Annotated in this window: 13 protein-coding genes; 11 read left to right on the forward strand and 2 right to left on the reverse strand. The window is 71.5% G+C overall.

What is annotated here, in order from left to right:
- The first annotated feature begins 376 nt into the window (after window positions 1-376).
- From WME98_RS10775 to WME98_RS10815, 9 genes are all read left to right on the forward strand, one after another.
- Complete coding sequence (locus WME98_RS10775; protein WP_437951259.1) at window positions 377-1495, forward strand: NAD-dependent epimerase/dehydratase family protein; 1119 nt, start codon at window positions 377-379, stop codon at window positions 1493-1495.
- Window positions 1492-2610 carry an SDR family NAD(P)-dependent oxidoreductase gene (locus WME98_RS10780; protein ID WP_437951260.1) on the forward strand — a complete coding sequence of 373 codons (1119 nt, stop codon included), beginning with the start codon at window positions 1492-1494 and terminating at the stop codon, window positions 2608-2610. Before WME98_RS10775 ends, WME98_RS10780 begins: the two co-directional genes overlap by 4 nt.
- On the forward strand, window positions 2607-3908 hold the full coding sequence (locus tag WME98_RS10785) for a TIGR04295 family B12-binding domain-containing radical SAM protein (protein WP_437951261.1): 1302 nt from the start codon (window positions 2607-2609) through the stop codon (window positions 3906-3908). The genes WME98_RS10780 and WME98_RS10785 overlap by 4 nt, the downstream gene beginning before the upstream one ends.
- Entirely contained in the window at window positions 3901-5070 is a 1170-nt protein-coding gene (locus WME98_RS10790) for a glycosyltransferase family 4 protein (RefSeq protein WP_437951262.1), read from the forward strand. Before WME98_RS10785 ends, WME98_RS10790 begins: the two co-directional genes overlap by 8 nt.
- Before the next feature lie 3 nt (window positions 5071-5073).
- The gene (locus tag WME98_RS10795; protein ID WP_437951263.1) at window positions 5074-6210 is read left to right on the forward strand and encodes a CgeB family protein; all 1137 of its coding nucleotides are present in this window, start codon (window positions 5074-5076) and stop codon (window positions 6208-6210) included.
- The gene (locus tag WME98_RS10800; RefSeq protein WP_437951264.1) at window positions 6207-7352 is read left to right on the forward strand and encodes a CgeB family protein; all 1146 of its coding nucleotides are present in this window, start codon (window positions 6207-6209) and stop codon (window positions 7350-7352) included. The genes WME98_RS10795 and WME98_RS10800 overlap by 4 nt, the downstream gene beginning before the upstream one ends.
- Window positions 7349-8458 carry a CgeB family protein gene (locus WME98_RS10805; RefSeq protein WP_437951265.1) on the forward strand — a complete coding sequence of 370 codons (1110 nt, stop codon included), beginning with the start codon at window positions 7349-7351 and terminating at the stop codon, window positions 8456-8458. The genes WME98_RS10800 and WME98_RS10805 overlap by 4 nt, the downstream gene beginning before the upstream one ends.
- A gap of 138 nt (window positions 8459-8596) precedes the next feature.
- On the forward strand, window positions 8597-9607 hold the full coding sequence (locus WME98_RS10810) for a UDP-glucuronic acid decarboxylase family protein (protein ID WP_437951266.1): 1011 nt from the start codon (window positions 8597-8599) through the stop codon (window positions 9605-9607).
- Between the two features lie 74 nt (window positions 9608-9681).
- A complete protein-coding gene (locus tag WME98_RS10815; protein ID WP_437951267.1) occupies window positions 9682-10995 on the forward strand; it encodes an inositol-3-phosphate synthase in 1314 nt (437 codons plus the stop codon).
- A gap of 28 nt (window positions 10996-11023) precedes the next feature.
- Here WME98_RS10815 and WME98_RS10820 read toward each other — a convergent pair whose 3' ends face one another.
- Together WME98_RS10820 and WME98_RS10825 are read right to left on the reverse strand one after the other, a co-directional pair.
- Window positions 11024-11635: a GNAT family N-acetyltransferase gene (locus WME98_RS10820; protein WP_437951268.1), complete on the reverse strand. Its 612-nt coding sequence runs from the start codon at window positions 11633-11635 to the stop codon at window positions 11024-11026.
- Window positions 11636-11780: 145 nt separating this feature from the next.
- Complete coding sequence (locus tag WME98_RS10825) at window positions 11781-12425, reverse strand: YdeI/OmpD-associated family protein (protein ID WP_437953970.1); 645 nt, start codon at window positions 12423-12425, stop codon at window positions 11781-11783.
- A 317-nt stretch (window positions 12426-12742) separates the two neighbouring features.
- On the opposite strand from WME98_RS10825, the gene WME98_RS10830 reads away from it, so the two are divergent.
- Both WME98_RS10830 and WME98_RS10835 read left to right on the forward strand, forming a co-directional pair.
- Window positions 12743-13747: a formylglycine-generating enzyme family protein gene (locus WME98_RS10830; RefSeq protein ID WP_437951269.1), complete on the forward strand. Its 1005-nt coding sequence runs from the start codon at window positions 12743-12745 to the stop codon at window positions 13745-13747.
- A 465-nt stretch (window positions 13748-14212) separates the two neighbouring features.
- Entirely contained in the window at window positions 14213-14746 is a 534-nt protein-coding gene (locus tag WME98_RS10835; RefSeq protein ID WP_437951270.1) for a hypothetical protein, read from the forward strand.
- Window positions 14747-14786: the final 40 nt, after the last annotated feature.

Genomic DNA, 14786 nt, shown 5'->3' on the forward strand with positions numbered 1-14786 from the left:
TCGCATGCTCCGTCGTCCGCAGACGGCGCGCCCACGCGCCGGAGCGCCATGGACCGAGCCCGAGGATCGTCCGTGAAATCACGGAGGGTTCTGTCGGGATTCGAGTACTCGCCAGCGCGACTCGAAGATCGCACTGCGGGTGATATTGTCAAATCTCTCACGAACCGCTCTTGCAGGGTCGTGAGTTACATGTTACTCGGATGGCGTCCCGGGCGTCGATTGTACGATGTCCGCGCTGAACAGAATCGGACACGGCGGCGCACTGAGCTGTGCCGAGCGCGGCCTCGCGCGCGAGAGGCGCCCTCTTCTATAGCCTAGCCTCATCCGCTCAGGCTCGTGGCGTTTTGCCACGCATTGACCATCGACCCAGAGGAATATGGCCAGTCACGTCCTCATCACCGGTGGAGCGGGCTTCATCGGCTCGCACGTCGCCGACGAGCTCCTGCGCCAAGGGCATCGCGTCCGGGCGCTCGACAGCCTCATCCCGCAGGTGCACGGGCCCGAGCGCCGGCGCCCGGCTTACCTCAACCCGGAAGTCGAGCTCATCGTGGGTGACGTTCGGGACCGGGACGCGGTGAAGTCAGCATTACGCGGAGTGGACGTCGTTTACCACTTCGCGGCCATGGTCGGGGTCGGACAGAGCATGTACAAGATCGAGGAGTACACCTCGGTCAACAACCTCGGCACCGCCGTGCTCCTGGAAGAGCTCGCCGAGAGGCCGGTGTCGAGGCTGATCGTCGCCTCCAGCATGAGCGTGTACGGCGAGGGGCTCTACCGGACCGCCTCGGGCGTCGTGGTCCCCGGCGCGAACCGCCCGCTCGATCAGCTGAAGCGCGGCGACTGGGAGGTCCGGAGCGAGGCGGGCGAGGCGCTCGCGCCGATCCCGACCCCCGAGTCCAAGACGCCGGCGCTCGAGTCGGTCTACGCGCTCTCCAAGTACGACCAGGAGCGGCTCTGCCTGACGATCGGGCGCGCGTACAACATCCCCACCGTCGCCCTCCGCTTCTTCAACGTGTACGGCCGCCGTCAGGCCCTCTCCAACCCGTACACCGGCGTCCTCGCCATCTTCGCCTCCCGGCTCCTCAACGATCGTCCGCCCCTCATCTTCGAGGACGGCCTGCAGCGGCGCGACTTCGTGAGCGTCGCCGACATCTCCCGCGCCTGCGTCCGGGTCCTCAGCGCCGACTCCGCGGTGGGCCAGGTGCTCAACATCGGCAGCGGGCGGTCGTACACCGTGCGCGAGGTCGCCGATCACGTCCGCAAGGTGATGGGGAAGGACCGGATCGAGCCCGAGATCACCGGGAAATCGCGGCTGGGCGACATCCGGCACTGCTTCGCGGACATCGGCGCGGCGCAGCGCAAGATCGGGTATGAGCCCCAGGTCACCCTCGAGGAGGGGCTCCGCGATCTCGCCGGCTGGCTCGAGGGCCAGGTGGCCAAGGACGCTGTCGCCCAGGCCCGCGCCGAGCTGGAGTCCCGGGGGCTGACGGTATGAGCGCCGCGGATCTCGATCCCCGCGGCGCAGCCGGGGAGCCGGGGCGACCGGCGCTGATCACCGGCGGCGCCGGCTTCATCGGGTCCAATGTGGCCCACCGCCTGCTCCAGGCGGGAGAGTCGGTGATCCTCTTCGACAACCTCTCGCGGCCCTCCGTGGCGCGCAACGTGGACTGGCTGAAGCGCGTCCACGGCGACCGCGTCACGCTGGTCACCGGCGACGTGCGGGACGCCGGCGCGGTCGCCGAGGTGGTCCGGCGCGCCTCCAGCGTCTTTCATTTCGCCGCCCAGGTCGCGGTGACCACCAGCCTGGTCCGGCCGGAGGAGGACTTCGAGATCAACGCCCGGGGGACGCTCAACGTCCTCGAGGCGATCCGCGCCCAGAGCGCCCCGCCGCCGCTCCTCTTCACGTCCACCAACAAGGTGTACGGCGGCCTCCCCGACGTCCCGCTCCAGTGCAGGGATCGGCAGTACGCGCCCGAGGATCCGAAGCTCCGCGCCGCCGGCATCTCGGAGGCCCGGCCGCTCGACTTCCACAGCCCCTACGGGTGCTCGAAGGGCGCGGCGGATCAGTACGTGATCGATTATGCCCGCACCTTCGGGCTCCCCGCGGCGGTGTTCCGGATGAGCTGTATCTACGGGCCTCGCCAGTTCGGGACCGAGGACCAGGGGTGGGTGGCTCATTTCCTCCTCCAGGCGCTCCGGCGCGAGCCGATCACCCTCTACGGCGACGGGATGCAGGTCCGGGACGTGCTGTTCATCGACGATCTCGTCGACGCCTTCCTCCTCGCCCGCGAGAACATCCGGCAGATCTCCGCGACGGCGTTCAACATCGGCGGCGGCCCGGAGAACACCCTCAGCCTGCTCGAGCTGCTCGACCTCATCGAGGAGCTCGACGGCAAGCGCCCCGCGACCGGCTTCGAGGCGTGGCGCCCCGGCGATCAGCGCTACTACGTCTCCGATTGCCGCCGGTTCAACGCGGCGACGGGGTGGTGGCCGCGCGTCCGGTTCCGCGACGGCGTGCGCAAGCTGCACGGCTGGCTGCGCGAGATGACCGGCGCCGGCAAGGCCGCCGGCCAGGCGGCCGAGGAGCTCTGCATGGAGGGCGCCGAGTGAGGTTCGCGCTCGTCAACCCGCCCTGGAGCTTCGAGGGGAGCATCTATTTCGGCTGCCGCGAGCCCCACCTGCCGCTCGAGTACGGCTACGCCAGGGCGCTGCTCGAGGCCGCGGGGCACGAGGCGGCGATCGTCGACGCGCAGGCCCGGGACCTCTCCCAGGAGGCGCTCCGCGACGAGGTGGCCGCGCTCCGCCCCGACGCCGTCGTGGTGACCACCGCGCCGAGCTACCTCTTCTGGCGCTGCGCCCCGCCCGAGCTCCGGGTCCCGCAGCAGACGCTCCACGCCCTGCGCGACCTGCCGGGCCTAAGGTTCGCGGTCGGCCCCCACGCCTCCACCACCCCCCGCGCCACCCTGCGCAAGCTCGGGGTCGACGCGGTGGTGATGGGCGAGTGCGAGGAGGTCCTTGTCCAGCTCGCGGATCTGCCGCGCGCGCGCTGGGGCGAGATCGCCTCGATCGCCCATGTGGAAGGCGAGGAGGCGCGCGTCCAGGGCGGGCCGCACGCGTCCGACATGGCCCGGCTCCCGGCCCTCCGCTGGGACGAGGCGACGGTCGCGCGCCACGCCCACCACCACCACCGCTTCGACGCCGCGCCGGTCGGGCCGGGCGCCGAGATCGAGGCGTCCCGCGGGTGCCCGTACCACTGCACCTTCTGCGCGAAGGACAACTTCCGCGATCGCTACCGCAAGCGGCCGCTCGCCGTGCTCCTCGACGAGCTCGACGGGCTCGTCGCGCAGGGCGTCCGCTACGTCTACTTCATCGACGAGATCTTCCTCCCGGACCGCCCGCTGCTCGAAGCGCTCGTGGATCGGCCGGTGTCGTTCGGCATCCAGATGCGCATCGACAACTGGAACCGCGAGATGCTCGACCTGCTCGGGAAGGCGGGGTGCGTCTCGATCGAGGCCGGGGTGGAGAGCATCACGAAGGAGGGCAGGAGCCTCCTGGCCAAGCATTGCAAGCTCTCGACCGAGCAGCTGAGCGACCTGCTGATCCACGCCAAGAAGAGCGTCCCCTTCGTCCAGGCGAACCTGATCCAGTCGCAGACCGACGATCCCGCGGACGTCGCCGCCTTCCGGGAGCGGCTCCGGCAGCACGGCGTGTGGGCGAACGAGCCGGTGCCGATGTTCCCCTACCCCGGCTCGCCCGATTACACGATGCGCTGGGGCCTGCCGGACGATCAGGCGTGGGAGCGCTCGGTCGCGCACTACCTCGGCCAGTTCGATCACTTCAGCGACATCCAGGAGAGCCGCCCGCTCCCGCTCTCCGAGCTCGAGGTCGCGGCGCCCGGCCATGGTTGACGCCCTGCCCTCCCCCGGCTCCGTCCTGATGACCGCCGACACGGTGGGCGGCGTCTTCTCCTACGCGATCGAGCTCGCGCGCGCGCTCGCGGAGCGCGGGGTCCGGACGTCGCTCGCCACCATGGGCGGGCCGCTCTCGGCGCCCCAGCGCGAGGCCGCGGGCCGCGTGCCCGGGCTCGCCCTCTTCGAGAGCTCCTTCCGGCTCGAGTGGATGGACGACCCCTGGGACGACGTCGCGCGCGCCGGGGACTGGCTCCTCGAGCTCGAGGAGCGCGTCCGCCCGGACGTGGTCCACCTGAACGGCTACGCGCACGGCGCCCTCGGCTTCCGCGCCCCGAAGCTCGTGGTGGCCCACTCGTGCGTGCTCTCCTGGTGGACCGCCGTCCTCGGCGGGGAGGCGCCGCCGCGGTACGATCGCTACCGGCGCGAGGTGGCCCGCGGGCTCGCCGCCGCGTCCGCGGTGGTGGCGCCGACCCAGGCGATGCTCGACGCCCTCGTGCGCCACCACGGCGCGCGCGCGCCCTTCCGGGGCGCCCGGGCGGCGGTGATCCCCAACGCGGCCGACCCGGACCGGTTCGCCCCGGGCCCGAAGGACGAGGTCATCGTCGCGGTCGGGCGGCTCTGGGACCAGGCCAAGAACATCGCGGCCCTCGGCGAGGTGGCCCCTCGCCTGCCCTGGCCGATCCAGGTGGCCGGGAGCGACGTCCACCCCGGCGGGGGCAGCCGGCCCCTCCCGTCGCTCGAGCACCTCGGCGTGCTCTCGCCGGCCGGCGTCGCCGCCGCGCTCGCCCGCGCCTCGATCTGCGCGCACCCCGCCCGCTACGAGCCGTTCGGCCTGTCGGTCCTGGAGGCCGCGCTCTCCGGCTGCGCCCTCGTCCTCGGCGACATCCCCAGCCTGCGCGAGGTCTGGGGGGACGCGGCCCTCTACGTCGACCCCGGCGACACCGAGGCGCTCCGGCGCGCGCTCCAGGCGCTCATCGACGATCCCGTAAGGCGGCAGGAGATGGCGTCGCGCGCCCGCGCCCGCGCCGCCGCGTTCTCGCCGCGGCGGATGGCCCGGGGCTACCTGCGCCTCTACGGCGAGCTCCTCGGGGGCAGCTCGCGAGCGAGGCGCTCGCCGGCGCGCGAGGCGCCGCGCGCCGCCGCCGTGGGAGGCGAGTGAGCCATGCGCATCGTCCTGTTCTGCCACTCGCTCCTGTCCGACTGGAACCACGGCAACGCGCACTTCCTCCGGGGCGTGGTCACCGAGCTCGCCGAGCGCGGGCACGAGGTCCGCGTCTTCGAGCCGCGCGACGCGTGGAGCCTCCAGAACCTCGTCGCCGACCACGGCGAGGCCCCGCTGCGCGAGGTGCGCGAGGTCTACCCGCACGTCGACCCGATCCGCTACGACCTCGCCTCGCTCGACCTGGGCGAGGCGCTCGAGGGCGCCGCGCTGGTCATCGTCCACGAGTGGAGCGAGCCGGAGCTGGTCGCCCGCGTCGGCGCCCACCGGGCCGGCGCGTCGTACCGGCTGCTCTTCCACGACACGCACCACCGGTCGGTCACCGATCCCGGGGCCATGGCCCGCTACGACCTCACCCACTACGACGGCGTCCTCGCCTTCGGCCGGGTGATCCGCGACCTCTACCTCGAGCGCCGCTGGGCCCGCCGGGCGTTCGTCTGGCACGAGGCCGCCGACGCGCGGGTCTTCCGCCCGCGCCGCGAGATCCAGCCCGAGCGCGATCTCGTGTGGGTCGGCAACTGGGGCGACGAGGAGCGCACCCGCGAGCTCGACGAGTTCCTCATCGGCCCGGCGCGCGATCTCGGCCTCTCCGCCCGCGTGCACGGGGTGCGCTACCCCGAGCACGCGCGCGCCGCGCTCGAGGCGGCCGGGGTCGAGTACCGCGGCTGGCTCCCCAACCACCGCGCGCCCGACGCGTTCGCGCGGGCGCGCGTGACCGTCCACGTGCCGAGGCGGCCCTACGTCGCGTCGCTCCCGGGCATCCCGACCATCCGGCCGTTCGAGGCCATGGCGTGCGCCATCCCGCTCGTCTGCTCGCCGTGGAGCGACGCGGAGGAGCTGTTCTCGCCCGGGCTCGACTACCTCGTCGCCCGGGACGGCGAGGAGATGAAGAAGCACTTGCGCGCGCTCCTCGCCGAGCCCGCCATGGCCGCCGAGCTGGCGGAGCGGGGGCGCAAGACGGTCCTCGCCCGCCACACCTGCGCCCACCGCGTCAACGAGCTCCTCTGCATCTCGGCCGACCTCGGCATCGAGGTCGACCGCCCGGCGCCCGCCGCCACTACCCAGCGAGCCACCGCATGAACCGACGCCCGACCTCGAGCCGACCGCTCAACATCGCCTTCTTCGGATCGAGCCTCGTCTCCGCCTACTGGAACGGAGCGGCCACCTACTACCGCGGCATCATCCGCGCCCTCGCCGCGCGGGGGCACCGCGTCACCTTCTACGAGCCGGACGCGTACGACCGGCAGAAGCACCGCGACATCGACGATCCGCCGTGGGCCCGCGTGGTCGTCTACTCCGGCACCGACGCCGACGAGCCGAGGCGCCTCGTCCAGCAGGCGCGGAGCGCCGACGTCGTCGTCAAGGCGAGCGGCGTCGGCGTCTTCGACGAGCTGCTCGAGGCCGAGGTCGCCGCCCTCGATCGGCCGGGGCTCACCACCATCTTCTGGGACGTCGACGCCCCGGCCACGCTCGAGCGGGTCCGCACGAGCCCGTCGGACCCGTTCCGCGCGCAGATCCCGCGCTACAACCTGGTCTTCACGTACGGCGGCGGCGACCCCGTGGTGCGCGGCTACGAGGCGCTCGGCGCCCGGCGCTGCGTGCCGATCTACAACGCGCTCGACCCCGAGACCCACTTCGAGGTCGCGCCAGATCCGCGGTTCGACTGCGATTTCGCGCTCCTCGCCAACCGCCTCCCGGACCGGGAGCGGCGCGTGGAGGAGTTCTTCCTGCGGCCCGCGGCCGCGCTCCCCGAGCTCCGGTTCCTGCTCGGCGGCAACGGCTGGCAGGACAAGGCGATGCCCCCGAACGTCCGGTACGTCGGGCACGTCTACACCGCGGATCACAACGCCTTCAACGCGAGCGCCCGCGCGGTGCTGAACGTGGCCCGCGACAGCATGGCGTCGGTCGGCTTCTCCCCGGCGACCCGGGTGTTCGAGGCCGCGGGCGCGGCCGCGTGCCTCATCACCGACGCGTGGGAGGGGATCGAGCTCTTCCTCGAGCCCGAGCGCGAGGTGCTCGTCGCGAGCAGCGGCGACGAGGTCGCGGCGATCCTCCGGGCGCTCACGCCCGAGCGGGCCCGCGCCATCGGCGAGGCGGCGAAGCAGCGCGTGCTCGCCGAGCACACGTACGCGGAGCGGGCGAAGCAGGTCGAGGCGCTGCTCGGCCGCCCCGACGGCGCCGCCGACGCCGCCGACGCAACCCTCACCGCGATCGCGCCGTGAAGACCCTCTCCTTCGTCTTCCTGGGCCTATCGATCACCTCGTCGTGGGGCAACGGCCACGCGACCACGTACCGCGGGCTCCTCAAGCGGCTCGCCCAGCGCGGGCACCGCGTGCTGTTCCTCGAGCGGGATCTCTGGTTCTACGCGGAGAACCGCGATCTGCCGGCCCCTCCGTACGGCCGGACGGAGCTCTACCAGGGGCTCGACGACCTCCGCGCGCGCTTCGGGGACGCGGTGCGCGACGCGGACATGGTGGTCGTCGGGTCCTACGTGCCCGACGGGGTCGAGGTCGGCGCCTGGGTGACGGAGACGGCGCGCGGGAAGACCGCGTTTTACGACATCGACACGCCGGTGACGCTCAAGAAGCTCGAGCGGGGCGACACCGAGTACCTGTCTCCGGCGCTGATCCCGCGCTACGACCTCTACCTCTCGTTCACCGGCGGCCCCACGCTCGACCTGCTCGAGCGCCGCTACGGGGCGAAGCGGGCGCGCCCGCTCTACTGCTCGGTGGATCCGGACGCATATTTCCCGGAGCGCCTCTCGCCCCGGTGGGATCTCGGCTACCTCGGCACCTACAGCCCCGATCGCCAGCCCACCCTGGATCGCCTCCTCGTCGAGCCGGCGCGCCGCTGGGCAGAGGGGCGCTTCGCGGTCGCGGGGCCGCAGTACCCGGCGGACATCAACTGGCCGGCGAACGTCGACCGGACGGATCACATCCCGCCGGGCGAGCACCGCGCCTTTTACGGCGCGCAGCGCTTCACGCTCAACGTCACCCGGCGGGACATGATCGAGGCGGGGTACTCGCCGAGCGTGCGCCTGTTCGAGGCGGCGGCCTGCGGCGTGCCGGTGATCAGCGACGACTGGCCCGGGCTCGACGAGCTCTTCGAGCCGGGCAAGGAGATCCTCGTGGCCCGCTCCTCGGAGGAGGCGCTCCGCCTGCTCCGCGAGTTCCCCGAGCGGGAGCGGGTCGCGATCGGACAGCGGGCGCGCGAGCGCGTGCTCGCCCGGCACACCGCGGCGCACCGCGCCGAGGCGCTGGAGAGATACGCCCGGGAGCTGCTCCACGAGCGGGACGAGCGGGAGCTCCCAGGGGACCGGGGGTCGTGAACGTGTGGTGTCGGCTCGAAACAGCGTGCTGCAAATGAAGGATGACGAAGCGACCGTGGCGGGGAGGAATCCCATCGCGCCCACCCGTGCCGGGGCGGTCGTTCGGTCGTCGTCGCCTGGAGAGGAGGTCAGAGAGACATGAGCGCTGCGCTGCGCATCCTGGTGACCGGAGGCGCCGGCTTCGTCGGCTCCCACCTGTGTGATCGGCTGATCCGCGACGGCCACGAGGTCATCGCGCTCGACGACTTCTCGACCGGCGCCCGGGGCAACGTCGCCCACCTCCTCCACCATCGCCGCTTCCGGCTGGTGGAGCACGACGTCACCCAGCCGTACGATCTCCAGGTCGACCGCATCTACAACCTCGCCTCGCCGGCGAGCCCGCCGCATTACCAGCGCGATCCGGTGCGGACCACGCTGATCAACGTGGTCGGCGCGTTCCACGCGCTGAAGCTCGCCGAGGGCTGCGGGGCGCGGGTGTTCCAGGCGTCGACGAGCGAGGTCTACGGCGATCCCGAGGTCCACCCGCAGCCGGAGAGCTACCGGGGCTCGGTGAACCCGATCGGGATCCGCTCCTGTTACGACGAGGGGAAGCGCTGCGCCGAGTCGCTGGTGATGGACTTCCACCGTCGCCGCGGCGTCGAGGTCCGGATGGCGCGGATCTTCAACACCTACGGTCCGCGGATGGCGCTCGACGACGGGCGCGTGGTGTCGAACTTCATCGTCCAGGCGCTCCAGGGCGAGGATCTGACGGTCTACGGCGCCGGCTCGCAGACGCGGAGCTTCTGCTACGTGGACGATCTCGTCGAGGGGATCGTGCGGCTGATGGAGCACCCCACCGAGACGGGCCCGGTGAACCTGGGCAATCCGGAGGAGTTCACGGTGCTGGAGCTCGCCGAGGAGGTGATTCGCCTGACCGGGAGCCGGAGCCGCATCGCGTTCCGCCCGCTGCCGCAGGACGATCCGCGGCAGCGGCAGCCGGTCATCGATCACGCGAAGCGGGTGCTCGGGTTCGAGCCGAAGGTGCCGCTGCGGGCGGGGCTGCGCCGGACGATCGAGGGTTTCCGGAGCGTGCTCGGGCTGGGCCGGCACGCGCCTGCGCTGGCGGCGTCGGAGACCGACGCGGCGCTGCCTCAGGCCGCCAACGGCTGAGCGGCGCCGCGCGCGCCGGGCGTTCGTCGAGACGAGCCGTGAGCGGCCGAGCTGGTCGCGTGAGGAGAGATCTGATGAAGCAGCCGCAGAAGCTGGTGAAGCCCGAGGGGAAGCTGGCCGTGCTCCTCCCGGGGCTCGGGGCGGTGTCGACGACGACGATCGCGGGCGTGATGCTCGCGCGGCGGGGCGTCGCCGCGCCGGTGGGGGCCTTGACGCAGCTCGGGACGATCCGGCTGGGGAAGCGGACGGAGAACCGCTCTCCGAGGATCAAGGACTTCGTCCCGCTGGCGTCGCTCGAGGATCTCGAGTTCGGCGGCTGGGACATCTTCCCCGACAACGCGCACGAGGCGGCGGTGGAGGCGAAGGTGCTCGAGGCGGCGCACCTCGATGCCGTCCGCGAGGAGCTCGCGGCCGTCACGCCGATGAAGGCGGTGTTCTACCCGGACTACGTGCGCCGGCTGCACGGCCCGCACGTGAAGACCGGCCGCAGCAAGGCCGACATGGTGGAGCAGGTGCGGGACGACATCCGCGGCTTCGTGCGCGCGCGCGGGGCGAGCCGCGCGGTGGCGGTGTGGTGCGGCTCGACGGAGATCTTCATCGCGCCGTCGGAGGTGCACCGGTCGGCGGCCGCGTTCGAGGCGGGGCTCCTCTCGAACCACCCGGCCATCTCGAACTCGCAGATCTACGCCTGGGCGTGCATCAAGGAGGGTGTCCCGTTCGCCAACGGGGCGCCGAACCTGACCGTGGATTTCCCCGCCGCGTGGGAGCTCGCGCGCAGCCACGGCGTGCCGATCGCGGGCAAGGACTTCAAGACGGGGCAGACCCTGATGAAGACCGTGATCGCGCCGGCGCTCAAGGCGCGGATGCTCGGCGTCTCGGGGTGGTTCTCGACGAACATCCTCGGCAACCGCGACGGCGTGGTGCTGGACGATCCGGACTCGTTCAAGACGAAGGAAGCCTCGAAGCTGAGCGTGCTCGAGCAGATCCTCCAGCCGGAGCTCTACAGGGAGCTGTATTCGAAGCTCTACCACAAGGTGCGGATCGAGCATTATCCGCCGCGCGGGGACGCGAAGGAGGGGTGGGACAACATCGATCTGTTCGGGTGGCTCGGCTACCCGATGCAGATGAAGGTGAACTTCCTCTGCCGGGACTCGATCCTGGCGGCGCCGATCGTGCTCGACCTGGCGCTGCTCCTGGACCTCGCGGCGAGGGCGGGGTTCAGCGGGACGCAGGAGTGGCTGAGCTTCTACTTCAAGAGCCCGATGACGGCGCCGGAGCTCTACCCGGAGCACGACCTGTTCATCCAGTCGATGAAGCTCAAGAACACGCTGCGCTGGATGATGGGGGAAGAGCTCATCACGCACCTCGGGAACGAGTATTACGACTGAGGCGGCGGCCCAGCGATGCCGAGAGGTCTCAGCGCTCCGGTATCGGCTCGCGAGACCTCGAGAGCTGATGGTTGAGGTGGCTGCGCACCGTGGGCCACTCCGGGGCGATGATGCTGTATACGCACGTGTCGCGCAGCGTGCCGTCGGACGCGCGACGATGGTTGCGCAAGACGCCGTCGAGCTTCGCGCCCAGGCGCTCGATGGCACGCCGGCTCTGGTGGTTGAAGAAATGCGTTCGGAACTCCACCGCGATGCACTCCAGCGTCTCGAACGCGTGTTGCAACAGCAGCAGCTTGCATTCGGTGTTGAGCGGGGTGCGCTGCACGCTCTTGCGGTACCACGTCGAGCCGATCTCCACGCGCCGATTGGCCGCGTCGATGTCCATGTACGTGGTCATGCCCACCGCGCGTCCGCTGCGCGCGTCGATCACGACGAAGGGCAGCATCGAACCCGAGCGCTGGAGGGACAACCGACGCTCGATCTCGTCGCGCATGCCTTCGGGGCGCGGGATGTAGGTGTACCAGAGATCCCACAGCTCACCGTCGCGCACCGCGTCGACGAGATCGTCATGGTAAGCGTGGGTCAGCGGCTCGAGCGCGGCATGGCGCCCGCGCAAGGTGACGGGTTCCGGCCAGGGCATGCAAATTCCTTATTGGGTGGGGAAACTACATTTCACGCAATGGGGTTGCTTGTCAATCGGTTCCGGCTGAGGCTCGGCCGCGCGCGCTTGCGGCGTGGCCCAACGCGGGCCCGACCGGCCGCCTTCGGCAGCTTCGAGGTCCGCCTCAACGGGGCTTCTTGGGGGGCCGGGCCGCCTTCGGCTCTTTGCGCCGTTCCGGCACGATGGTCTCCCCGCGCGCCAGCATCGCCACCAGGTCGGCGATCTTCTTTGCGCGGCCGGCGGGCGTCTTCATGTTGCTCATGCGGAACGCCAGCGCGAACAGGTTCTGACGCCCCAGCCCCTGGAGCGCCTCGCGCGCCCGCGGGTTCGCCTCGATCGCGGCGCGAAGGTCGTCCGGCAGGGTGGCCGCGGTCGCGCTGCGCATCGGCGCGTACGCCGCATCCCAGCGGCCGTCGGCCTTGGCCGCGTCCACCTGCCGCTGCCCGTGGGGCGTCATGCGCCCCGCGGCGGTCAAGCGGGCGATGTGGTCGCGGTTGATCTGACTCCAGACGCTCCTCGACTTGCGCGGCGTGTACCGCTGCAAGAACGAGCTTTCATCCAGGGATTTGCGGATGCCGTCGATCCATCCCCAGCAGAGCGCCACGTCGAGCGCTTGCGGCTGGGTCACCGTCGGCACGCCGGAGCCCTTCTTGTAGATCCTCAGCCACAGCTCCGTCTCCTGCGCGTGGTTCGCGGCCATCCACGCCTCGAGCTCGGCTTCGGTGGGGAAGCTCTTGATCTTCTTCTTATCGGGAGTGATCGATGCCATGCAGTCTGCCTCGCAGCGTGTCCATCTTACGGCGAACTTGCGGAGGCCGATAGCGCCGCGCCCTGCTCGCAGGGAGCCGAGGCGCTGGAGCCCGCCTTTAGCCTCGGGGCCGCGCTGCGTCAACGCAGCCCGGTGGCGAGCTCCGCGGGTCATCCGGCGGGCGACCCCAGCGCCGCGCGTCCGCTGCGCGTCGTCGTTGAGCGGAACGGGCCCGAACCGTCGTTCGTTGCGGGCGTGGGCGATCCCGCCGAGGAGCACGCTGACCGTCCGATCGTTCTGTTGATTCCTCACTCTCGCCTCGGTAACACATGAGGAGCATGAGAGAACGATTTGCGCGATGGCTGTGGGCGGCGTTGTGCCTGCCGGGCGTCGGCTGCACGACGGTCGTCGGGCTGGACAAGCCCTATCATCCGATAGAGGACCAGGGCGGTGGCGGCGGTGGCGGCGGTGGCGTGGAAACTGGTAGCCGCTGCGCCGGGCTGCCTGCGACGTGCGGGCCCAAGGAAGACGAGAGCTGCTGCGCGAGCGAGCTGGTCGTGGGGGGTACGTTCAACCGGAGCAACGACCCGGCCTTCCCGGCCACGGTGAGCGACTTCCAGCTGGACCGGTTCGAGGTCACGCTGGGGCGGTTCCGGGCGTTCGTGGACGCGTATCCCGGGAGCCGGCCGGCGCCGGGCGCCGGAGAGCACCCGCTCGTCGCGGGGAGCGGGTGGGATGCGGAGTGGGAAGATCGGCTGCCGCCGGACCGCGCGGAGCTCCTGAAAGGGCTGTTCTGCGATTCGGAGGAGACGGCGTGGGCGTGGACGGATGAGCCCGGCGCAAACGAGCGCCTGCCGATGAACTGCGTGAGCTGGTACATGGCGTTTGCGTTCTGCGCGTGGGACGGCGGCCGACTGCCGACCGAGGCGGAGCTGGGGTACGCGGCGGCCGGCGGCGCCGAGCAGCGTGCGTATCCGTGGTCCACCTCGCCGGACGATGAAACGCTCGATCGGGACCACGCGGTGTATGCATGCATTGGCAGCGACGTGGCGGGGTGCGTGATCGAGGACCTCCCGCCGGTCGGGTCGAAGTCACCGCAGGGAGACGGGCTGTTCAAGCAGGCGGATCTGGCGGGGGGCATGTGGGAGTGGACGCTGGATTATCACGGAGATTACCCGCCCGAGTGCGTGGACTGCGCCGTCACGACGGGCGGCACGGAGCGGGTGATGCGCGGCGGCGGCTGGCGCAGCGCCGCGGAGGCGCTGCACCTCTCCACCCGCGACCAGCGCGTCCCGACGACCCGCACGGTCGGCATCGGGGTCCGGTGCGCGCGGGAGCCGTGAGCGACGCCCGCCTCGCCTCGGCCGTGGTGGAGCCTACGTGGCGCGGTGAACGGGGTTGCGGCGGGCCGCATTCAAGCGGCAAGCGTTCGAGCGTCGGCCCGAAGGAGGCCGCCGCCTCGGGGAGGTAAACAGATGCTCACGGTTCGTCGAATGGGCTGGATCGCGCTGCTCTGGCTGATGAGCTCTGCCTGTGACAACGGCGAGGGCGGCGGCGGCCACGGCGCCGCAGGCGGTGCCGCCAGCGGGAGCGGGGGATCCGCCGGCGCCGAGAGCGGAGCCGGCGAGGGCGGTACCACAACGGGATCCGGCGGAGGTCTCGGCGCGGGCGGAGACGGCGGAAGCGCAGGCGCGGGCGACGGCGGAAGCGCGGGCGACGGCGGAAGCGCGGGCGACGGCGGAAGCGCGGGCGCCGGGGGCGGAGGAGGTGATGGCGGGGGAGGCGCCGTGTGCGAGCCTGGGGCTCAAGTGCCGTGTTACTCGGCGGCGTCGAGCACCGCCGATGTCGGGGCTTGCCGGCGGGGCGTCGCGACCTGCAGCGACGACGGCTCGGAGCTCGGCGCCTGCATCGGTGAGGTCACTCCAGCGCCTGAGACCTGCATCGATCCGGCGGACGAAGACTGCGATGGTCTGGCCAACGAGGAGGGCCCCGGCTGCATCTGTGTCCCCGGCGCGGCTGCGTCGTGCTACACGGGCACGCCCGGAACCGCGGGCGTCGGGATCTGCAAGGGAGGCACGGCGATCTGCAACGCCCAGGGGACCGGCTACGGGCCCTGCGTCGGTGAAGTGCGCCCGACCGAGGATGACTGCCACACGGTGGCGGATGAGAACTGCGATGGCGTGAACGCCTCCTGCGGCGGCGGGGAGCACCGCTGGAGCAAGAGCTTCGGCACCGATCTCCCTCAGCGCGCGACCGGCATCGCCATCGACGCCGATCTCGGCGGCGGTGCCCTCTCACCCGCGGGCACGGAGGACGCCTTTCTGGCGAAGTCGTCGCCTTGATCCCAGGCCTTCGACGGAGGCGGCGCGGCGCGCCCTGACG

It is taken from the genome of Sorangium sp. So ce296, assembly GCF_051529605.1.
GTDB classification, from domain to species: domain Bacteria; phylum Myxococcota_A; class Polyangia; order Polyangiales; family Polyangiaceae; genus Sorangium; species Sorangium cellulosum_D.

Coding starts and splice junctions, on each gene's coding strand:
- WME98_RS10775 (WP_437951259.1), top strand. CDS start 377: ATGGCCAGTCACGTCCTCATCACCGGTGGAGCGGGCTTCATCGGCTCG.
- WME98_RS10780 (WP_437951260.1), top strand. CDS start 1,492: ATGAGCGCCGCGGATCTCGATCCCCGCGGCGCAGCCGGGGAGCCGGGG.
- WME98_RS10790 (WP_437951262.1), top strand. CDS start 3,901: ATGGTTGACGCCCTGCCCTCCCCCGGCTCCGTCCTGATGACCGCCGAC.
- WME98_RS10795 (WP_437951263.1), top strand. CDS start 5,074: ATGCGCATCGTCCTGTTCTGCCACTCGCTCCTGTCCGACTGGAACCAC.
- WME98_RS10800 (WP_437951264.1), top strand. CDS start 6,207: ATGAACCGACGCCCGACCTCGAGCCGACCGCTCAACATCGCCTTCTTC.
- WME98_RS10810 (WP_437951266.1), top strand. CDS start 8,597: ATGAGCGCTGCGCTGCGCATCCTGGTGACCGGAGGCGCCGGCTTCGTC.
- WME98_RS10815 (WP_437951267.1), top strand. CDS start 9,682: ATGAAGCAGCCGCAGAAGCTGGTGAAGCCCGAGGGGAAGCTGGCCGTG.
- WME98_RS10820 (WP_437951268.1), bottom strand. CDS start 11,635: ATGCCCTGGCCGGAACCCGTCACCTTGCGCGGGCGCCATGCCGCGCTC.
- WME98_RS10825 (WP_437953970.1), bottom strand. CDS start 12,425: ATGGCATCGATCACTCCCGATAAGAAGAAGATCAAGAGCTTCCCCACC.
- WME98_RS10830 (WP_437951269.1), top strand. CDS start 12,743: ATGAGAGAACGATTTGCGCGATGGCTGTGGGCGGCGTTGTGCCTGCCG.